The 16,527-nt window shown below is 71.3% G+C and carries 12 protein-coding genes; 3 read left to right on the top strand and 9 right to left on the bottom strand.

The window, feature by feature from the left end; genetic code table 11:
• Nucleotides 1–14 precede the first annotated feature (14 nt).
• Both OG798_RS11205 and OG798_RS11210 read right to left on the bottom strand, forming a co-directional pair.
• Nucleotides 15–404, bottom strand: coding sequence for a 5-carboxymethyl-2-hydroxymuconate Delta-isomerase (locus OG798_RS11205; protein ID WP_328756895.1), 390 nt, complete (start codon nt 402–404; stop codon nt 15–17).
• A gap of 42 nt (nt 405–446) precedes the next feature.
• Complete coding sequence (locus OG798_RS11210) at nt 447–1,910, bottom strand: MFS transporter (protein WP_257016929.1); 1,464 nt, start codon at nt 1,908–1,910, stop codon at nt 447–449.
• 229 nt (nt 1,911–2,139) lie between these two features.
• On the opposite strand from OG798_RS11210, the gene OG798_RS11215 reads away from it, so the two are divergent.
• Nucleotides 2,140–2,526, top strand: coding sequence for an ArsR/SmtB family transcription factor (locus tag OG798_RS11215; RefSeq protein ID WP_328760014.1), 387 nt, complete (start codon nt 2,140–2,142; stop codon nt 2,524–2,526).
• Nucleotides 2,527–2,531: 5 nt separating this feature from the next.
• On the opposite strand, the gene OG798_RS11220 is transcribed toward OG798_RS11215, so the two are convergent.
• The 7 genes from OG798_RS11220 to OG798_RS11250 all read right to left on the bottom strand — a co-directional run bounded on the left by OG798_RS11220 (nt 2,532) and on the right by OG798_RS11250 (nt 11,387).
• A complete protein-coding gene (locus OG798_RS11220) occupies nt 2,532–3,812 on the bottom strand; it encodes a phthiocerol/phthiodiolone dimycocerosyl transferase family protein (RefSeq protein WP_328756896.1) in 1,281 nt (426 codons plus the stop codon).
• A gap of 4 nt (nt 3,813–3,816) precedes the next feature.
• Entirely contained in the window at nt 3,817–4,701 is an 885-nt protein-coding gene (locus OG798_RS11225; protein WP_328756897.1) for an FAH family protein, read from the bottom strand.
• Nucleotides 4,702–4,771: 70 nt separating this feature from the next.
• Nucleotides 4,772–6,529, bottom strand: a complete 1,758-nt coding sequence (locus OG798_RS11230) for a thiamine pyrophosphate-binding protein (RefSeq protein WP_121416902.1) — start codon at nt 6,527–6,529, stop codon at nt 4,772–4,774.
• Nucleotides 6,526–7,728, bottom strand: a complete 1,203-nt coding sequence (locus OG798_RS11235; RefSeq protein ID WP_328756898.1) for a mandelate racemase/muconate lactonizing enzyme family protein — start codon at nt 7,726–7,728, stop codon at nt 6,526–6,528. Before OG798_RS11235 ends, OG798_RS11230 begins: the two co-directional genes overlap by 4 nt.
• Nucleotides 7,721–8,602, bottom strand: coding sequence for an alpha/beta hydrolase (locus OG798_RS11240; RefSeq protein WP_121416901.1), 882 nt, complete (start codon nt 8,600–8,602; stop codon nt 7,721–7,723). The genes OG798_RS11235 and OG798_RS11240 overlap by 8 nt, the downstream gene beginning before the upstream one ends.
• A 15-nt stretch (nt 8,603–8,617) precedes the next feature.
• Nucleotides 8,618–10,294, bottom strand: coding sequence for a GH3 family domain-containing protein (locus OG798_RS11245; RefSeq protein WP_328756899.1), 1,677 nt, complete (start codon nt 10,292–10,294; stop codon nt 8,618–8,620).
• A 100-nt stretch (nt 10,295–10,394) separates the two neighbouring features.
• Nucleotides 10,395–11,387 (bottom strand): aldo/keto reductase, encoded by a 993-nt coding sequence (locus OG798_RS11250; RefSeq protein ID WP_121416899.1) that lies wholly within the window; start codon nt 11,385–11,387, stop codon nt 10,395–10,397.
• A gap of 286 nt (nt 11,388–11,673) precedes the next feature.
• On the opposite strand from OG798_RS11250, the gene OG798_RS11255 reads away from it, so the two are divergent.
• Together OG798_RS11255 and OG798_RS11260 are read left to right on the top strand one after the other, a co-directional pair.
• On the top strand, nt 11,674–15,582 hold the full coding sequence (locus OG798_RS11255) for a type I polyketide synthase (protein ID WP_328756900.1): 3,909 nt from the start codon (nt 11,674–11,676) through the stop codon (nt 15,580–15,582).
• Between the two features lie 305 nt (nt 15,583–15,887).
• Nucleotides 15,888–16,481: a TetR/AcrR family transcriptional regulator gene (locus tag OG798_RS11260; protein WP_079065215.1), complete on the top strand. Its 594-nt coding sequence runs from the start codon at nt 15,888–15,890 to the stop codon at nt 16,479–16,481.
• Nucleotides 16,482–16,527 lie beyond the last annotated feature (46 nt).

Below are 16,527 nucleotides of genomic sequence, written 5' to 3' on the forward strand. Positions count from 1 at the left end.
GGGGGCGGGGCCGGTCAGGCCGCGGAACGGCCGCTGTGGTCCTCGGACCGGGTCCGGGCGAAGCTCGGGCGGTCCAGCTCGGTGATCTGGACGGAGATGTCGCAGGCCGTCTCGCGCAGGGTCGCCTCGAAGGCGTCGGCGAGTACGGTCAGGGCGGCCTCGCTCACCGCCGTTCTGGCCTCCGGGGACTTGCCGCCGAACGTCCGCACGTCGAGGTTGACGAACGACTGCTCGCGGGTGCCGTCGCCGATGAAGTACTGGTCCATGCGGACGGCACGGCTCTTGAAGTCCTGGATGCGGAAGCCTCCGACGGAGGCCAGTGCGGTGTGCAGCTTCCCGAAGAGGGCGGCCGGGTCTATGCGCTCCCGGACGTTGCCTGAGTATTCGAGCACGAGGTGAGGCATGGAACGGGGACTCCTTGGGGTAGGGCGGCCGGGCGGCGGCCGTCAGCGCGCGTCGGCGGTCTTCAGAGCGGGCTCGGGCTCGGACCCGGCCTTGGATGCGGCGGCCGCCGGTGCCGTCGCGGTGGTCGCCTGCCGCCTGGGCAGGCCGACCGCGCTGAGCACCGCGCTGATCGCGAGGGCCACCACGGCGCAGAACAGGGCCGCGCGCAGGCCGGACAGGAAGTGCTCGGAGGCGGCCTGGCCGACGAGCAGACCCATCACCGCGACCCCGATGAGGCCGCCCAGCTGACGCGAGGCGTTGAGGACGCCGGAGGCGATACCTGCGTTGGCAGGGTCCACGGAGCCGAGCATGGCGTTGGTCATGGAGGGGACGACCAGGCCGATGCCGAATCCGGCGACGACGAACTGCGCGGTCATCTGCGCGTACGCCCCGGAGTCGACGACGGGGACCGTGGCCAGGTAGCCGAGGACGGCGAGGGTGTTGCCGGTGATCAGTACGGTCCGGGCGCCGTAGCGCTTGACCAGCGGACCGCACGAGAGGTTCGCGATCATGATGGCGGCCGTCATCGGGAGGAACGCGAGTCCGGCACCGATGGGCGAGTAGTCCCAGACCTGCTGGAAGAAGAGGCTGAAGACGAAGATCAGGCCGTAGAAGGCGAAGTTCAGCAGCACTCCGATGAGGGACGTGGAACTGAACGCCCGTCGGCCGAACAGGTGGAGGGGCAGCATCGGGTCGCCACTGCGGCGCTCCACCGCGAGGAAGCCGACCAGTGCGACCAGGAAGACGGCCAGGCAGGTCAGGACGGTGGCCGAGGACCAGCCCTGCGCGTTGGCCTCCACGATCGCTCCGGTGAACGCGCCCAGGCCGACGACGGCGAGCAGCTGACCGGGCAGGTCCAGCGAGCGGCGGACCGAGGCGTCGCGCGCGGGGGCGGGCCGGGCGTGGGCCCGCACGAGCACGATGCCGACGGCGGCGATGGGGACGTTGACGTAGAAGATCGAGCGCCAGCCGAGCGAGTCCACCAGCAGGCCGCCCACGACCGGGCCGAGCGCGAGGGCGAGTCCGCCGGCCGCGGCCCAGAGGCTCACGGCGCGGGTGCGTTCCGCCGGGTCGGGGAAGTTGGTGTTCACGATGGACAGCGAGGACGGCACGATCATCGCGGCGCCGACGCCCTGGACCACACGGGCGGTGATGAGGGCGACCAACGAGGGGGCGGCGCCGCAGGCCAGGGACGTCACGGCGAACAGGGCGAAGCCCGCCATGAAGATCTGCTTGGGGTCGTACCGGTCGCCCATGGCGCCGGCGGTCAGGAGGAAGGCCGCGAAGGTGAGCGTGTAGCCGTTGATCACCCACTCAAGACCGGACAGACTGCCGCCGAAGTCCGCGCCGAGCGCCTTGGTGGCGACGTTCACGACGCTGACGTCCAGGATGACGACCACGAAACCGAGGCAGGCCGCGAACAGCGTCAGTCCCGGCCGGGTCTTGTGGGGTTGGGTCTGAGGCACGGTTTTCCTTCCGTCGTGCCGGAGGGCGGTGGGGGGGCCGGAGCCGGGCGATACGCAGCGGGCTCCGGTAGACTGTTCGTCTACAAGCGAACAGTCCGAGTGTACGCAGATCATCGAACACTCTGCAATCCGTGTACGGCACGCCTCACGGACCAAGCGAGTCGGGACGGAGCAACCAGCCATGACGGCACAGAGCCGAGAGTCGACGGCACGCGGCGGGCAGGCGACCATGGAGAGCCGACAGCCGACGGCAGCCGCGAGTCACCGGACGCCACCGGTCCACATTCCCCCGGGCGACGTACCACTGGAGGCGGCGCTGCTCGCCCTCGCCGACCCGGTCCGCCAGACCCTGGTAAGGGAGTTGGCCGGGGCCGCCGACTGGGAAAGGGCGTGCGGCAGCTTCGACGTGCCGGTCACCAAGGCGACCCTCAGCCGCCACTTCGCCGTACTGCGCGAGGCCGGCCTCCTGGAGCAGCGCGACGCCGGACCCAAGAGACTCAACCGGCTGCGCCGCGCCGAGTTCGACGAGCGCTTCCCCGGTCTCCTCGCCCTGGTCCTGCGCACCGCGGAATCCAAGGACACCGAGAACACCGAGAACACCAAGAACAGGGCCTGAGCGCCTCATCGGGAAGCTCCCGCCGACAGGTCCCGGCGCGCCGCGGCGGGGCGTAGCGCGCGGTCGCGCAGTGCCTTCGCCACGGCGCGCACCGTGTCCGGGTCGGTGCTGGGGGTGCCGAAGGCGAGTGCCGTCGTGAACGCCCCGCCGAGGGTGCCGAGATGGAGGACGACCGCGTAGTTGGCACCCACGCGGTTGACCACGGTGCGATAGCCGGTGACCCGGGCGGTGTGCGGGCCGAGCGCCGGGTCGACGACACCGACGTTGGTGATGCAGATCCCGGTGGCCGACCGGGCGGCCGCGGTCTCCTCCACCGCCCGCCGGATCAGCGCGTGGTCCCGGAGGGGCGGGCGCCAGGCGGCGTCCGCCCGCGCCAGCGCCGCGGCGTAGTCACGGGCTTCGTCGGCCGGATCGCCCCGGCCGACCCGCACGGGAACGTTCAGGACGTTGATGAAACAGCCCACGTCCGGCAGTTCGGCGCTCTCCTCGTACCGCCGCCGCAGCGACACGGCCGTGCACAGATTCACCTCCGAACGGCCCGTGGCCTCGGCGTACGACTCGGCCAGCGCGACCGCGAAGAACTGATTGACCGTCACCCCCCGCTCCCCGCACCAGGATTTGAGGGCCAGGCTCTCCTCCCGGGTGAACGCCAGCGGGACGAAGTCCGCGGCCCGCTCGTCCCACGGCCGGTGCGCCTCGAACGGCAGGGGGTCGGGCCGCGGCACGGACTCCCGTACCGGGGCGTCCGGCCGAGCGGGCGGACGGTACGTCAACGCGTCGCCGTTGGGCGGCAGGGTCCGGACGTCGTGCACGCTCACCCCGTCGGTCGGGGCGAACAGCTCGTCCAGCAGAGCGCGGACCACGGCACCGGTGGAGTGGCCGTCCGAGATCGCGTGGTTACGGGTGAAGTAGAGGTGCGACGCCCCCGCGTCCGAGTCGCGGACGAGGCGCAGCCGCCACAGTGGACCACCGGTCTCCAGCACGTCGTTGAGCTCCCGGCGCAGTACGTCGTCGGGCGAGTCCGGCGCGCCGAGCGGGTCGTGCCGGATCTGTCCGGGTCGGGGCCCGGGGCCGGTGGTGAACCACAGGCCGTCGGGCCGCTCCTCGATGCGCAGCGACAGCAGCGGCAGCTCGGCGGCCCACCGCTCGGCGCCGCGCCGGAAGTGCTGGGGGTCGAGGTCGCCGCGCACCGTGACCTGGGTGGAGACCTGCGTGGTGCCGTGCATCAGCGCGTGGGTGCGGGCGAACGCCGCCTCGACGTCGCTGAGTCGGCGCAGCGGGGTCACGGCGTCAGTCCTGTCCGGGGCGGCGCGTCCACACCAGCGGGTGGGACAGCCGCACACCGTGGCTCGCGACGTCGATGGTGACCCGGTCGCCGTCCCGGGTCCTGAACCCGGCGTGGAAGCTGCTGCGGTCGGCGCCGATGTAGACGTAGTGCACCCGTCCGGGGCGGTGCAGGGCCTTGTAGGAGAAGAGGCGCGACATCATCGTGGGCAGGTCGTAGTGGAGGGCGTCGACACCGGTGGTGAACGGGCCCTTCCAGGCCGGTGCCCCGCCGCGCTCGACGGTGACCTCGCCCGTCACCGTGCGCGGCGGTTCGCCGAGGTGCAGCCAGGGGGCCACCCCGGCGTCGCACAGCTTCGCGTACGACAGGTGTCCGGCGTGCTGTTTGAAGCGGCCTATGTCGGTGACGTCGTTGCCGAAGGTGTAGCCGGCGTAGCGGGGCTTCCCTCGTTCGTCGCCCACGTAGACGAGGACCACCTCGGCCTCCTCGCACACGGCCACGGCGTCGCCGGGTACGGACAGCGCCTCGCCCGGCACCTTCAGGACGTCCCCGAGCCCCTTGACGAACCAGTTGGGCTGGTCCGGGACCTCGGCGCCGACCTTCACGTTGTGGGTCATCATGAAGCCGCTGACCAGCGCGTCCCCCACGTGTGCGGGCAGCAGCGGCGGCAGCAGCCGCGCCCGGTGACGGTCCGCGGCCGGTACGTCGACGGCCGCCCGGCCCCGGGTGAGCAGGTCGGCGGTGTCCGCCCCGTCGCCGGCCGCCGTGGTGAGCAGCGCGGCGAGGGTGTCACCTGCCAGGGGATACAGGCGCAGGGGCGCTCCGGCCTCCGGCACGCCCAGTCCGAAGTACCGCTCGTCGTCGTAGATGCATTCGAAGACCACCGTCATGGTGGGTGCCTCCTGGGAAGTCGCGGGCTGGGAAGGCGGCGGCCCGCCCGGTCCGGGCGGGCCGGTCCGGTCACTCCATGAGGATCTCGACGAGGACGGGCTTGCCGTGCTCCTTGAGGTGGGTGACCGCCTCGCGCACGGTCGGCGCGACGGCCTCGACGCGCTCCACCCGCGGCATGGTGTGGACCCCGAACGACTGGGCCAGTGTCACGAAGTCGACGGGCCGGTCGTAGAAGCTGGTGGCGATGTGCGCGCGGTCGATGTCCCGGTCGCGGTTGCCGGCGATGCGCTCTGCGTGCTGGGTGGAGTTCAGGTAGAGGCGGTTGTTCATGACGATCACCAGGAGCGGCACGTCGTAGGCGGCGAGAGTCCACAGCGCGCTGGGCGTGTAGAGGAAGTCGCCGTCGGCCTGGAGGTCGACGCAGAGCGTGTCGTCGCTCTGGTGGGCGAGCGCCGCGCCGATCGACGCGCCGAGGCCGTAGCCGAGGCCGCCGCCGCCGTTGAGGCCGAGATAGCTGCCGGGGCGCTCCAGCGGCCAGAGCTTCTTCACCCAGCCGTCGATGGTGAGGCTGCCGGTGTTGGTGAGGATCCACTCCTCGTCGCGGACCGCACGGTGGATCTCGTCGACGGCCGCGGACACGTGGATACGGTCGCGGCCCTTCGCCTCCTCGGCCTGGCGCGCCCAGTCGGCGCGGGCCTCGGTGTGCAGGTCGGCGAGGGCCTTGGCGCGCTGTTCGCGGCGCTCGGTGAACGCGGGCGCCGCGAACGGACCGGCCGGGTCCTCGACGACCGTACGCAGCGCGGCCACCGAGTCCGCGGTGTCGGCCGCGACGGCTCGGGTGACCGGCACGAACTGCTGGTAGTCGGCGGCCCATTTGCTGGTGAGCAGTTCGTTGAAGCCGAGGGTGACGATGTCGGCGCCGTTCGCGGGCGCTCCCTGGTCGGTGAGCGTGAGGAAGGAGCCGAGGGCGCCGACCAGGTCCTGCACCTCGAGGGCGAGGACGAGGTCGGCGTCGGACAGGAGGGTGCCCGAGGTGTGACTGACGTTGAGCTGGTGGGTGTTGGGGAAGTTGAGCCGGTTGCCGCGGTCGACGACGGCCAGGCCGAGGGCGTCGGCGAGCGCGACCAGCTGCGCGACGGTACCGGGGTCACGGCCCGAGAAGTCGACGACCAGGACCGGGAGTCGGGCGGCGAGCAGTCGCCCGGTCAGGTCGTCGAGGTCGGCGCCGTTCAGCGCGGGCAGCCGGGCGGCCTCGGTGGCCCGCGCGGGGAGCAGCCGTACGCCGTCCTCGAGCGGCTGCTCCTGCACGTCGAAGTCGAGCGCCACGAACACCGGCGCCTGCATCGGCGTGTTCATCAGCTTGAAGGCGCGGTAGAGGGACTCGACGGTGGCCCGCTGGCCGATGGGCTGGTCGCACCACTTCACGTAGTCCTTGACGACGGACTCGATGTTCTGCGAGGTGTGGATCCAGTCGATCCACGGTCGGCGCTTGCCGGCGTCGACGGGGCCGTTGCCGCCGAGCACGAACAGCGGTACGCGGTCGCACCAGGCGTTGAAGACGGCCATCGAGGCGTGCAGCAGACCGACGTTGGCGTGCACGAACACACCCATGTGCCGGCCGCTCGCCTTGTGGTAGCCGTGCGCCACGGCCACGGCTATCTCCTCGTGGCAGGTCATCACGATCTCGGGGGCGATCTCGGCGTTGTCCGCGTGGACGAGGGAGTCGTGCACGCCGCGGAAGGACGCGCCGGGGTTGAAGGCGACCTTGTCGATGCCCTGCTGGTGCAGGAACTCCACCACCAGGTCGGAGAAATAGGACGTCGTCATGCGTGTTCCTTCGTACGGGGCGCGGGAGCGGGGACGGGCCGCCAGGACGTGTCGCCCTCGGTGCGGCGCAGCACGGCCCAGGGTTCGGCGTGTTCGTTGAGGTCGAGGCCGAAGCCGGGCCCGGGGGCCGGGGTGATGGTGTTGGTGGTACGGCACACCGCCGGGGGCGGTGAGACGACCGGTTCGGGGAAGAAGCGGTCGGACTGGCCGGCCTCCACGGTGAACGCGTCGCCGTGTGCGAAGGCGAGGGCGCGACCGGCGTTGATGAGCGGTCCGACCTCGGCGACCTGGACGCCGATCTGGAAGCCGAGGCCGGCGCGCCGCGCCACGTCGATCAGTTGCGCGGCGGTGACCGGGCCGCCGTTCTTCGCCACGCGGACGTTGAAGGCGTCGCAGGCCCCGGACTCGACGGCGGTGCGGGCGTCGTCGAGGGTGCACACCGACTCGTCGAGCAGGATGCGAAGACCGGTGCGGGCCCGCAGCCGGGCGAGCTCCGCCCAGGACCCCTTGGCCAGGGGCTCTTCGACGAGGTCGGCTCCGGCGTCGCGCAGCGCGGCCAACTGCCCGTGGGCCTGGTCCGGGGTCCAGCTCATGTTGGCATCGACCATGACGGGGACGGTGTCGCCGAGACGGGCGCGGATCGCGGTGACCGTGCGCAGGTCGCGGGCGAAGTCGTCGGCCGCCTTGACCTTGACGAAGTGGAAGGGGCCGCGGGTGTCGAGGAACTCCTCGACGTCGAGGCTGAGGTCGAGTACCTGGGAGACGGGCAGCGCGGGGCGGCGCGCGGCGGGTGCCCCTTCGGCGGGCACCAGTTCCGCCCCGCCCAGGCCCAGCCGCCTGCCCAACAGGTCGAGCAGCGCGGTCTCCAGGAGGCAGAGCAGATTGCCGCCGCCCCGCAGGCCGAAGGTCCCGGCGACTCCACCGTGGCGCAGCCGGGCGAGGAGCACGGCCGGTTCGGTCGAGCGGACCCGCGCGAAGATCTCGTCCAGCGGCACATGGCGAAGGGCGCCGGTCACGGTCTCGGTGGTCTCGCCGGTGACGTACGCCCTGGGGGCGCACTCCCCGAGGCCGCTCGCCCCGTCGACGTCCAGGCGCAGCAGGAGGCTGTCGGAGGTGGAGCGGCGTTTGGCGGGGTGGTCGAAGGAGACCGCCATCGGCATCTCGACCTGGTACAGGACGGCCTCGGCGGCGTCAGGCATGGCGGTCCAGCCCCTGGAGGAGGGTGAACGTGGACGCCCAGTCGACGAGCCGGGCCCGTACGTCGGTGTAGAAGAGGTAGTGCTTGTCGGTGGCGAACTGGATCAGGGCGCCGTGGCTCCCGGTCATCCCGAGGAAGGTGCGCCGCGCGTCGTCGAGGTCGATGATCGGGTCGCTGATGCCGGACACGTAGGCCGCCGGGACCGCGGGCAGCGCTCGCTCGGGCCGCATGTACAGCCGCTCCAGGTCGAGCAGCACGCCCCGGGAGCGCCGGGTCAGTTCGCGTACCGCCAGGTCGTCGTGGTCGATGAAGTGCCGGTGGCGCGCCTCGTCCGTGAAGTCCTGGGCCCTGAGCCCGGCGTCCCACGGCTCCTGGCCGGTCTCGGCCGCCAGGGTCCGCAGCTGGTCGTCGTCGAGGGTGGCGTGCAGTTTGCCCAGCCATGCCGAGCAGAAGACGGCCGCGTCGTAGCGGGTGGTGAAGTCCGGGTGGTGCATGAGCGCCGCCATGAAGGAGCCGCCCAGGCAGTGCCCGAAGAGCGACAGCGGCACGCTCTCGCCGACTGTCTCCCGTACGTGCTCCAGCGCGGTCACGTAGTCGCGGATCACCGTGTCCACGTCGGGCAGGTCGTGCCGTGTGCCGCCGCTGATGCCGCTGCCGCGCCGGTCGAGGACGTAGAAGGCGATGTCGTTGTCGGCGAACTGGGGCCCGACCTCCCACAGCCAGCCGGCGTGCGACTGCAGTCCGTGGAAGTAGAAGACGGCGCCCTTCACCTGTCCGCGCGGCCGCCACAGGTGCAGCGCCAGTTCGGCGCCCTCGACGGGGATGCCCACGATCTCGCGGCGGATGTTCTGCGGCGGCCTCTTGGTCTCGATCACGTCCGAACTCCCCTTTCAGCGGCCGGATATGCGGCCGGATATGGCGGCGACGAAGTCGATGTCCTGCTGGAACGGCTTGTACTTGTACTGGGTGGCGTTGCCCGCCTGGCGGCGGCTTTCGATGTGGGCGGTGATGGCGTCGTGGGGCACGGTGACGACCTCCAGCGCGCCGAGTCGCCCGCTGTCCCGCTTGGACGCGTACTCGATGTTGATCTCGTGCAGCGCGCTGTCGACGTCGGCCGACAGCACCTGGTCCAGTCGCGGTGACGGCTCGGGGGCCTCGGCGACGACGATGTAGTACGGGGGCTCCGCCCACCGCGGTCCGCACATGTAGAGCCCGGTGCCCAGGCCGCTGGCCGCGAGACCCCGCCGGATGGCCTCGGTGACCTGGGACTCGGTGATCTTCTCGCCGGTGAAGGAGTGGAAGATGCCGTCGCGGTGGACGAAGTGGACCCACGGGGTGCCGTCCACGATCCGGTCGACGCGGTAGATGTCGCCCGTCCACAGGCGGTAGAGGCCGTTGCCCTGCGTCATGATGAGGTGGTAGTCGCGGCCGGGTTCCACCTCGTCGAACAACAGCGTGCGCACCGGCTCGCCGCTGTCGACGAGTTCACCCAGGGGCACATCGGCGGGTACGAACTCGAAGTACGCCTGCCCCACGGCCAGCGGCTGGCTGTGCGGCGAGTCGTCCACCGGGATGGTGGTGACCCCCTCGGTGCCGCAGCTCATGAACGGCAGCTTGTCGACGCCGGGGAAGACCGCGTCCAGCTTGGCCGCGTACAGCCCGGCGGAGGCGGAGAGCCAGCAGGTGTAGAGGGTGAGGGAGGGCCACACGTCCTTGAGGCTGAAGTCCGGCTTGCGCAGGACGTCTTCGAGGTGCCGGGCGGTCCGCTCGTCGGGTTCGGTGTACGGCCTGCCCTCCAGCGTTCCCTCGCGCAGGTCGCGCACCAGGTCCGTGCCGTGCGCGGCCAGCAGGTCCCGCAAGGAGATCAGGGTGCTCGGGTTGATCGCCGAGATGTAGTGCAGGTCCCTGCCGACGAGGTGCCGGATGCGGTGGTACATGCGGCCCTCGTGGGCGCTGGGGACGGCCGGGCCGAACCACGGCGACTCGTACCACGGCGGATTCCAGTCGCGGCTGTTGATCTGCGGGTGCCGGTTGCTGACGGCCTGGTGCCCGATCCCGTGCACGAAGTCGAAGACGTCCTCCCGGACGGTCTGGGTGTCGAGCGTCGCGTACGGGTGGTCGAGCAGCTCCGGGTGGTACTCCAGGTACGTGCCCCACATCGCCTTCATGGCGGGGATGCGGTAGGTGAGGAGCCAGTGCAGGGTGTAGGGCACCAGCTTGGGGACTCCGGTGGTCCCGCTGGTCTTGAGCCAGCGCAGCACCGGGCTGCAGGTCAGGGTTCCGCCCTTGGTACGGGTCTCGCGCTCGATCTCCGGTACGAAGTCGTCGTAGCGCATGATGGGCAGCACCGAGCGGAAGAGGCCGGGGTCGGCGGCGATGGCGTCGTAGCCCCGCTCCCGCCAGTGGACCGAACCCGCGCTCATGTCGATGACGTCGGCGAGGACGCGCTGTTGTGCGACGCCGGGTTGTTTCAGATCGGACAGCAAGGCGTCCCGGGCCTGCCGGCACTCGTCCGCGAAGGGAGCTCGGCGGTCGTTCCAGTGTTTCTGCCAGTGCGGTATGTCCACGGCTGCTCCTGAGGATCTGTATCTGGCTCTGGGCTCTGCTGCGGGAAGAGGAGAGAGCGGCACGTCGAAGGACGGCTCTCGAGAACCTGGCCGGGAGGAGTCAGCGGTCGATGTAGGCCATCATTCGCTCGTTGTAACGAGGGCCCGCGACCAGATCGGCGCGTACGGCGTCGTCGATCTCGGCGAGCGTGTCCTCGCCGAGCGCCACCGTGGCGGATCGGGTGTTCTCCTCCAGGTACGTACGCCGCTTGGTGCCCGGGATGGGGACGATGTCGTCGCCCTGGTGCAGCGCCCAGGCGATGGCGAGCTGGGCCGGGGTGAGGCCGTGGCGCTCCGCGACCTCCTGGATCTTCGCGGCGATCGCCATGTTCTGGTCGTAGTTGACGCCCTGCAGACGCGGGTCGTGGTGCCGGAAGTCGTCGTCCGGGTAGTCCTCGGCGCGCTGTACGCCACCGGTCAGGAAGCCCCGGCCGAGCGGGCAGAAGCCGACGAGGCCGATGCCGAGTTCCCGCAGGAGCGGCAGGACCCCGTCCTCCAGGTTCCGCTCCCAGACCGAGAACTCGCTCTGCACGACGGACAGCGGGTGGACGGCGTGGGCGCGCCGGATGGTCTTCTCGCCGGCCTCGCACAGGCCCAGGTAGCGGACCTTGCCCTGCCGTACGAGGTCGGCCATGGTGCCCACGACGTCCTCGATCGGCACCTTCGGGTCGACGCGGTGCTGGTAGAGCACGTCGATGTAGTCGGTGCCGAGGCGCTTCAAGGAAGCCTCGACGACCTCGACGATGTGCTCGGGACGGCTGTCGGCCTCGGCCGTCGTGCCGTCCTTCAGCTTCATCGGGAAGCCGAACTTCGTGGCGATGAGGGCCTGTTCACGGCGGCCCGCGAGGGCGCGGCCCAGCAGCACCTCGTTGTCATGGGGACCGTAGGCCTCGGCGGTGTCGAAGAGGGTGTAGCCCAGTTCCAGTGCCCGGTGGACGGTGGCGACCGACTCACGGTCGTCCGTGGCGCCGTACCACTGGCTCATGCCCATGCAGCCGAGGCCGAGCTCTGAGACCTCCAGCCCCTGACGGCCCAGCTTCCTGGTGGTGAGCATGCCTGCTCCTTCGCACTCGGTGGTGGGGATCGCGTCGCAACTGAAGCACATAGATGTACTGGAGTTCAATAGTCGACTCGAGGTCACCGGAATCCCCAGGGAGAGCCGGTGGGGCCACGGGCGCCTCGTGCGCAAAGGCGCCGTCAAAATCCGTTCATGTGGTGTTTGTTACGCAGGATCCCTCCGCCATGACCCGCCCTTAACGACACCTTCATCAAAAGGACTTCGGATCAAGTTTGTTCTTCGGTATAGATTTGGACTACTGACTCGTCAGGAAGGCGCGGATGTGAACACAGTCGAACCGATCGCGATCATCGGCATGGGATGCAGGTTCCCCGGGGCACCGGGGGTGGAGGAGTTCTGGAAACTGCTGGAGAGCAACACCGATGCCGTCGTACCGGTGCCGCGGGACAGGTTCGACGTCGCCGCCTGGTACGACCCGCGGCCCGGCACGCCCGACCGGCTGATCTCCCGTCATGGCGGCTTCCTGGACGGCGTGTTCGACTTCGACGCCGCCTTCTTCGGGATATCGCCGCGCGAGGCGCGCACCATGGACCCGCAGCAGCGCCTGCTCCTGCACGTCGTGTGGGAGGCGTTCGAGGACGCCGGCATCCCGCCCTCCACGGTCCGCGGCAGCGGCACCGGAGTGTTCGTCGGGCAGGCGACCGCCGAATACGGCGACGCGACGGGGCCGTCGGCCACGGCGGACGTGCGCGCCGTGGCGGGCAGCAGGCTGCGCGCCGTCACCGCCGGACGCGTCTCCCACGCCTTCGACCTGCGCGGGCCCAGCCTGGTGCTGGACACCGCCTGCTCGTCCTCCCTGGTCGCCCTGCACAGCGCACGTCAGAGCCTGCTCACCGGGGAGTGCGAACTGGCCGTCGCCGCCGGGGTCAACACGATCCTCACGCCCACCGACGCGGTCGCCTACTCCCAGGGGCGGATGCTCGCGCCGGACGGCCGGTGCAAGTTCGGCGACAGCTCCGCGAACGGCTTCGTGCGCAGCGAGGGCGTGGGCACGGTGCTGCTCAAGCGGCTGTCCGACGCCCTCGCGGACGGCGATCCGGTGCACGCCCTGCTGCTGGGCAGCGCGGTGACCAACGACGGCGACGGCAGCGGCCTGCTCCTGCAGCCCGCGGTGTCCGGGCAGGTGGCGATGGTCCGCTCCGCCTGGCGCAGCGCCGGGGTGAGCGGGTCCCAGGTGGACTACGTGGAGGCGCACGGCACCGGTACGACCGTCGGTGACGGGGTGGAACTGCGGGCACTGGCCGAGGCGTTGGGGGCCGAGGACAACGCCGGGGCACCGCTGCTGGTGGGCTCGGTGAAGACCAACATCGGCCATGCCGAGGCCGCCGCCGGCATCGCGGGCCTCATCAAGACGGTGCTCGTGGCCAAGCACCGCACGGTGCCCGCCTCGCTCCACCTGACGTCACCCCACCCCCAGCTCACGGAGCCGGGGTTCCCCGTCACGGTGGCGGACCGCAACACGCCACTGCGTCCCAGGGGCGACCGCGCGGTGCTCGGAGTGAGTTCGTTCGGCCTGTCGGGGACCAACGCGCACGCGGTGATAGGCGAGTACGTCCCCGAAGCGGCACCGCGCCCGGACATCGACACACCGCAGTCGGCCGAGGACGCGGGCCCGCACCTGCTCGTCCTCAGCGCCCGTACCCCCACGGCCCTGCGCCGGCTGGCCGCCCGCCACGCCGCGCATCTGGGGCCGGACGGGGCCGGCCGCGGACACCGGCTGCGCGACATCTGCCGCTCGGCGGCGATGGGCCGGGACGCACACCCCTTCCGTCTGTGGGCCGTCGGCCACTCGCACGACGCCCTGGCCGACGTACTGCGCGCCCTGGCGGCGGATGAGCCGACGCCCGACGGCGGAATGCACGAGGCGGGCTTCGACGGTCCGCGCGAGGTCGCCTTCGTCTTCTCCGGGCAGGGTTCGCAGTGGCGCGGTATGGGCCGGGAACTGCTGCGGACCTCCGACGCCTTCCGCGCGGCACTGACGGAGTGCGACGCGGCGGTGCGCGAGGAGCTCGGCTGGTCGGTCGTGGACCTGCTGCTGGACGACAGTGCGGAGCTCGCCGACGCCGTCGAGAGGGTGCAGCCCGCCTTGTGGGCCATGGAGGTCGCGCTCGCGGCCCACTGGCGCGGCATGGGGGTGGAACCTGACCTGGTCGTCGGACACAGCATGGGAGAGGCCGTGGCCGCGTGCGTGGCCGGTGCCCTGTCCGTGCGGGACGCGGCGCGGGTGATCTGCCGCCGCAGCAGCCTGATGCAGCGCCTCGCGGGCCGCGGCGCGATGCTCGCCACGGAGCTGTCCCCCGCCGAGGCGCACGAGCTCGTCGCGGCGTACGGCGACGACGTGTGCGTGGCGGTGGAGAACTCGCCCAGCGCCACCGTGCTGGCCGGCGACGCCGTCCTACTGGACAAGATCGCCGGCGAGTTGGAGCGGCGCGACGTCCTGTGCCGCAGGGTCAAGGTCAATGTCGCCTCCCACTCCCCCGTCATGGACGAGATACGCGACGACCTGCTGGCACGGCTGGCGGACGTGGAGCCGGCGCCGCCGCGGACGGAGATGGTCTCCACCGTCCGGTGCGCTTCCGTGCGGGGCGCCGACCTCGACGCGGCCTACTGGGTGGACAATCTGCGCCGTCCGGTGCGCTTCGCCGAAACCGTGCGGCAGCTCGCCGAAGCCCGGGACGTGATCTTCGTGGAGGTCAGCCCGCATCCGTTGCTCGCCCAGGCCATCGACGACGTGCAGAGCGCGGCCGGCGTGGCGCCGAAGGTGGTGACCACGCTGGTCCGGCGGCAGAGCGAGGCGACGGCGACCGCCCGTGCGCTGGGCCGGGCGTTCTCCCTCGGCGCCCGGGTCGACTGGCGGCGCTGGTACGGCGACGACAAACGCCGAATACCGCTGCCGCTGTACACATGGGACGCGGAGGACCACCGCGTCGAGAGCGTCCCCTCGACGGCTCCGGTGCGGCTGTACGAACGTCAGGTCCGGCTGTCGCGGCTGGGCGTCGCGGACCTGGACACGGGTGTGTCGGTGCGCGGACTGTGCCCCGTGCCGCCCGTGGTGTTTCTGCAGGCGGTCGCCGAGGCGGTGCGCGACCTGGTCGGCGAAGGACCGGTCGAGCTGCTCGACACCCGCATCGGTGACGGGCTGCCGCTCCTGTCCGACGCTCCGCGGACCACGGTGCGGATCCGGTTGGATCGATCGGCCGGGGCAACGGACCCGTTGGCCGGGGAGAGGAAACCCCCTACGGGAGAGGGGGAGTTCACCTTCGCGGTCGAGGTGGTCTCCGAGGGGTCCGGCGCGCCCGCCCTGTGCCTGGCGGGATCCGCACGGGCGGCGGCGACACCGGTCCACGCCCCCGGGCTCGCCCCGCTGGACGGCGCGCTGACCCGGTGCGGCGAGTACGTGCCCGGCGCCGAGTTCTACCGGCGGGCGGAGGCCCGCGGGTACTCCGTCGCCCCGGCGCTGCGCACCGTACGACAGGTGTGGCGGCGGGAGGGCGAGGCGGTGGCGCGGTTGCACGCGCCCTCGGGTGCGGTAAGCGGCGCTCTGGAGGCCGGTCTGCTGGCCGTGCTGGGAGCCTGGCCGCACTCCACGGCGGCGGACGACCCGACGCGGGCCCATCTGCCCCTTTCCTTCGCCCGCGTCCTGCTGGCCGACGCACCCGGCGGCGAGTACTGGAGCACGGCCCGCTCGGCCCCCGAAGCCGACCGGGACCGTACCCGCTGCGATGTCCTGCTCACCGCGCCGGACGGGCGCGTGCTCGCCGAGTTCGAAGGCATCGCGATGGTCCGGTCGCCGGGCCGGTCCGACGCGGCGCACCACGAACCCGACGCGATGACGGCGGCCACCGCGCCGCCGCCCGCGGCGCTTCCTCCCGTCGAGCGGGCTCCCCTGCCGAAACCGGGGACCGGCCGGTCGCACGCCTCCCGTCCGCCCGCGGAGCGCCTCTTCATCCACACCGCGACGATGCTCGGCACCACCGTCGACCGAGTCGATCCACGGCGGTCACTGCGCGACCTGGGCCTCGACTCGCTGATGGCGACCCAGCTCAGGCGCATCCTGCACCGGGAACTCGGGGTGGATCTCCCGACCAGCCGTCTGCTGGGCAACGAGAGCGCCGCCGCCATCGCGGCCGACCTCCGAGAGGAGGCGGCGCCCGAGCCCCGGAGCCGCTGAGGCCTGTCCCGGCGACCAGGTCGCCTTCAGCCGGAGCGGTCGTACCGCGATACACGCGGTACGGCCGCTCCGGCGTTCAACGCGTCACGTACCGCACCTAGAACCGCAATGCATTAATGGACTACGGTATACCGATACGGTCGCCGTGGACCCGGTCTCTTGGCACGACGGTAGGGATGCCCGTCGTCGACTCCGAAGGTTCGCGGAGACGTCCGGTCGGAGCCGAGAGAAAGAGAGAGCCGATGACGGTTGAGAATTCCCAGCCCGTACGTCCCCCCGGCCGGCGGGAACGGAGCAGGCAGCGCATGCACGACCGCCTGTACACGGCAGCTCTGGAGCTCTTCGCCGAGCAGGGGTACGAACGCACGACGATCGACCAGATCGCGGAACGCGCCGATGTCGCCCGGGGAACGTTCTTCAATCACTTCCAGCGCAAGGAAGACGTCGTCACGACGTGGGCGGAGCAGCGCCAGGACAACCTGCGGGCCTTCATGGACAAGTCGCTCTCGCACAAGGACGACGACGCCACCGTCCAGTTGGAGCGGTGCATGGCCGCCCTGGCCGATTTCAACGAAGCGGAGCCGGACCTCACCCGGGTGATGCTGACCGCCTGGGTCAGGTCGGGCCAGCCCCTCCTCGAGGAGCCCGACTACGCGGGGCACGTCTTCACCCGGGTCATCACGATGGGGCAGACCCGCGGGGACATCGCCCGCGACATCGACCCGGTGGTGGCGGGCAACATGCTGCGCGACGCCTACCTGGGGCTTCTCTACCGCTGGACGCAGGCCGCCGACGGCAGAGCCCCCCTGCACGTCGAACTGCGCGCCCTCCTGCGGATCGCGCTCACCGGCGTCCTCTCCTGGACCCGCACCTCGAACGCGCCCCTCCGGGACCGATGACGACAGCGGCCGCAACGAGCGAACCCCGCCTCCGGAGTACCGGGGG

Source organism: Streptomyces sp. NBC_00271, from assembly GCF_036178845.1.
Lineage (GTDB): Bacteria > Actinomycetota > Actinomycetes > Streptomycetales > Streptomycetaceae > Streptomyces.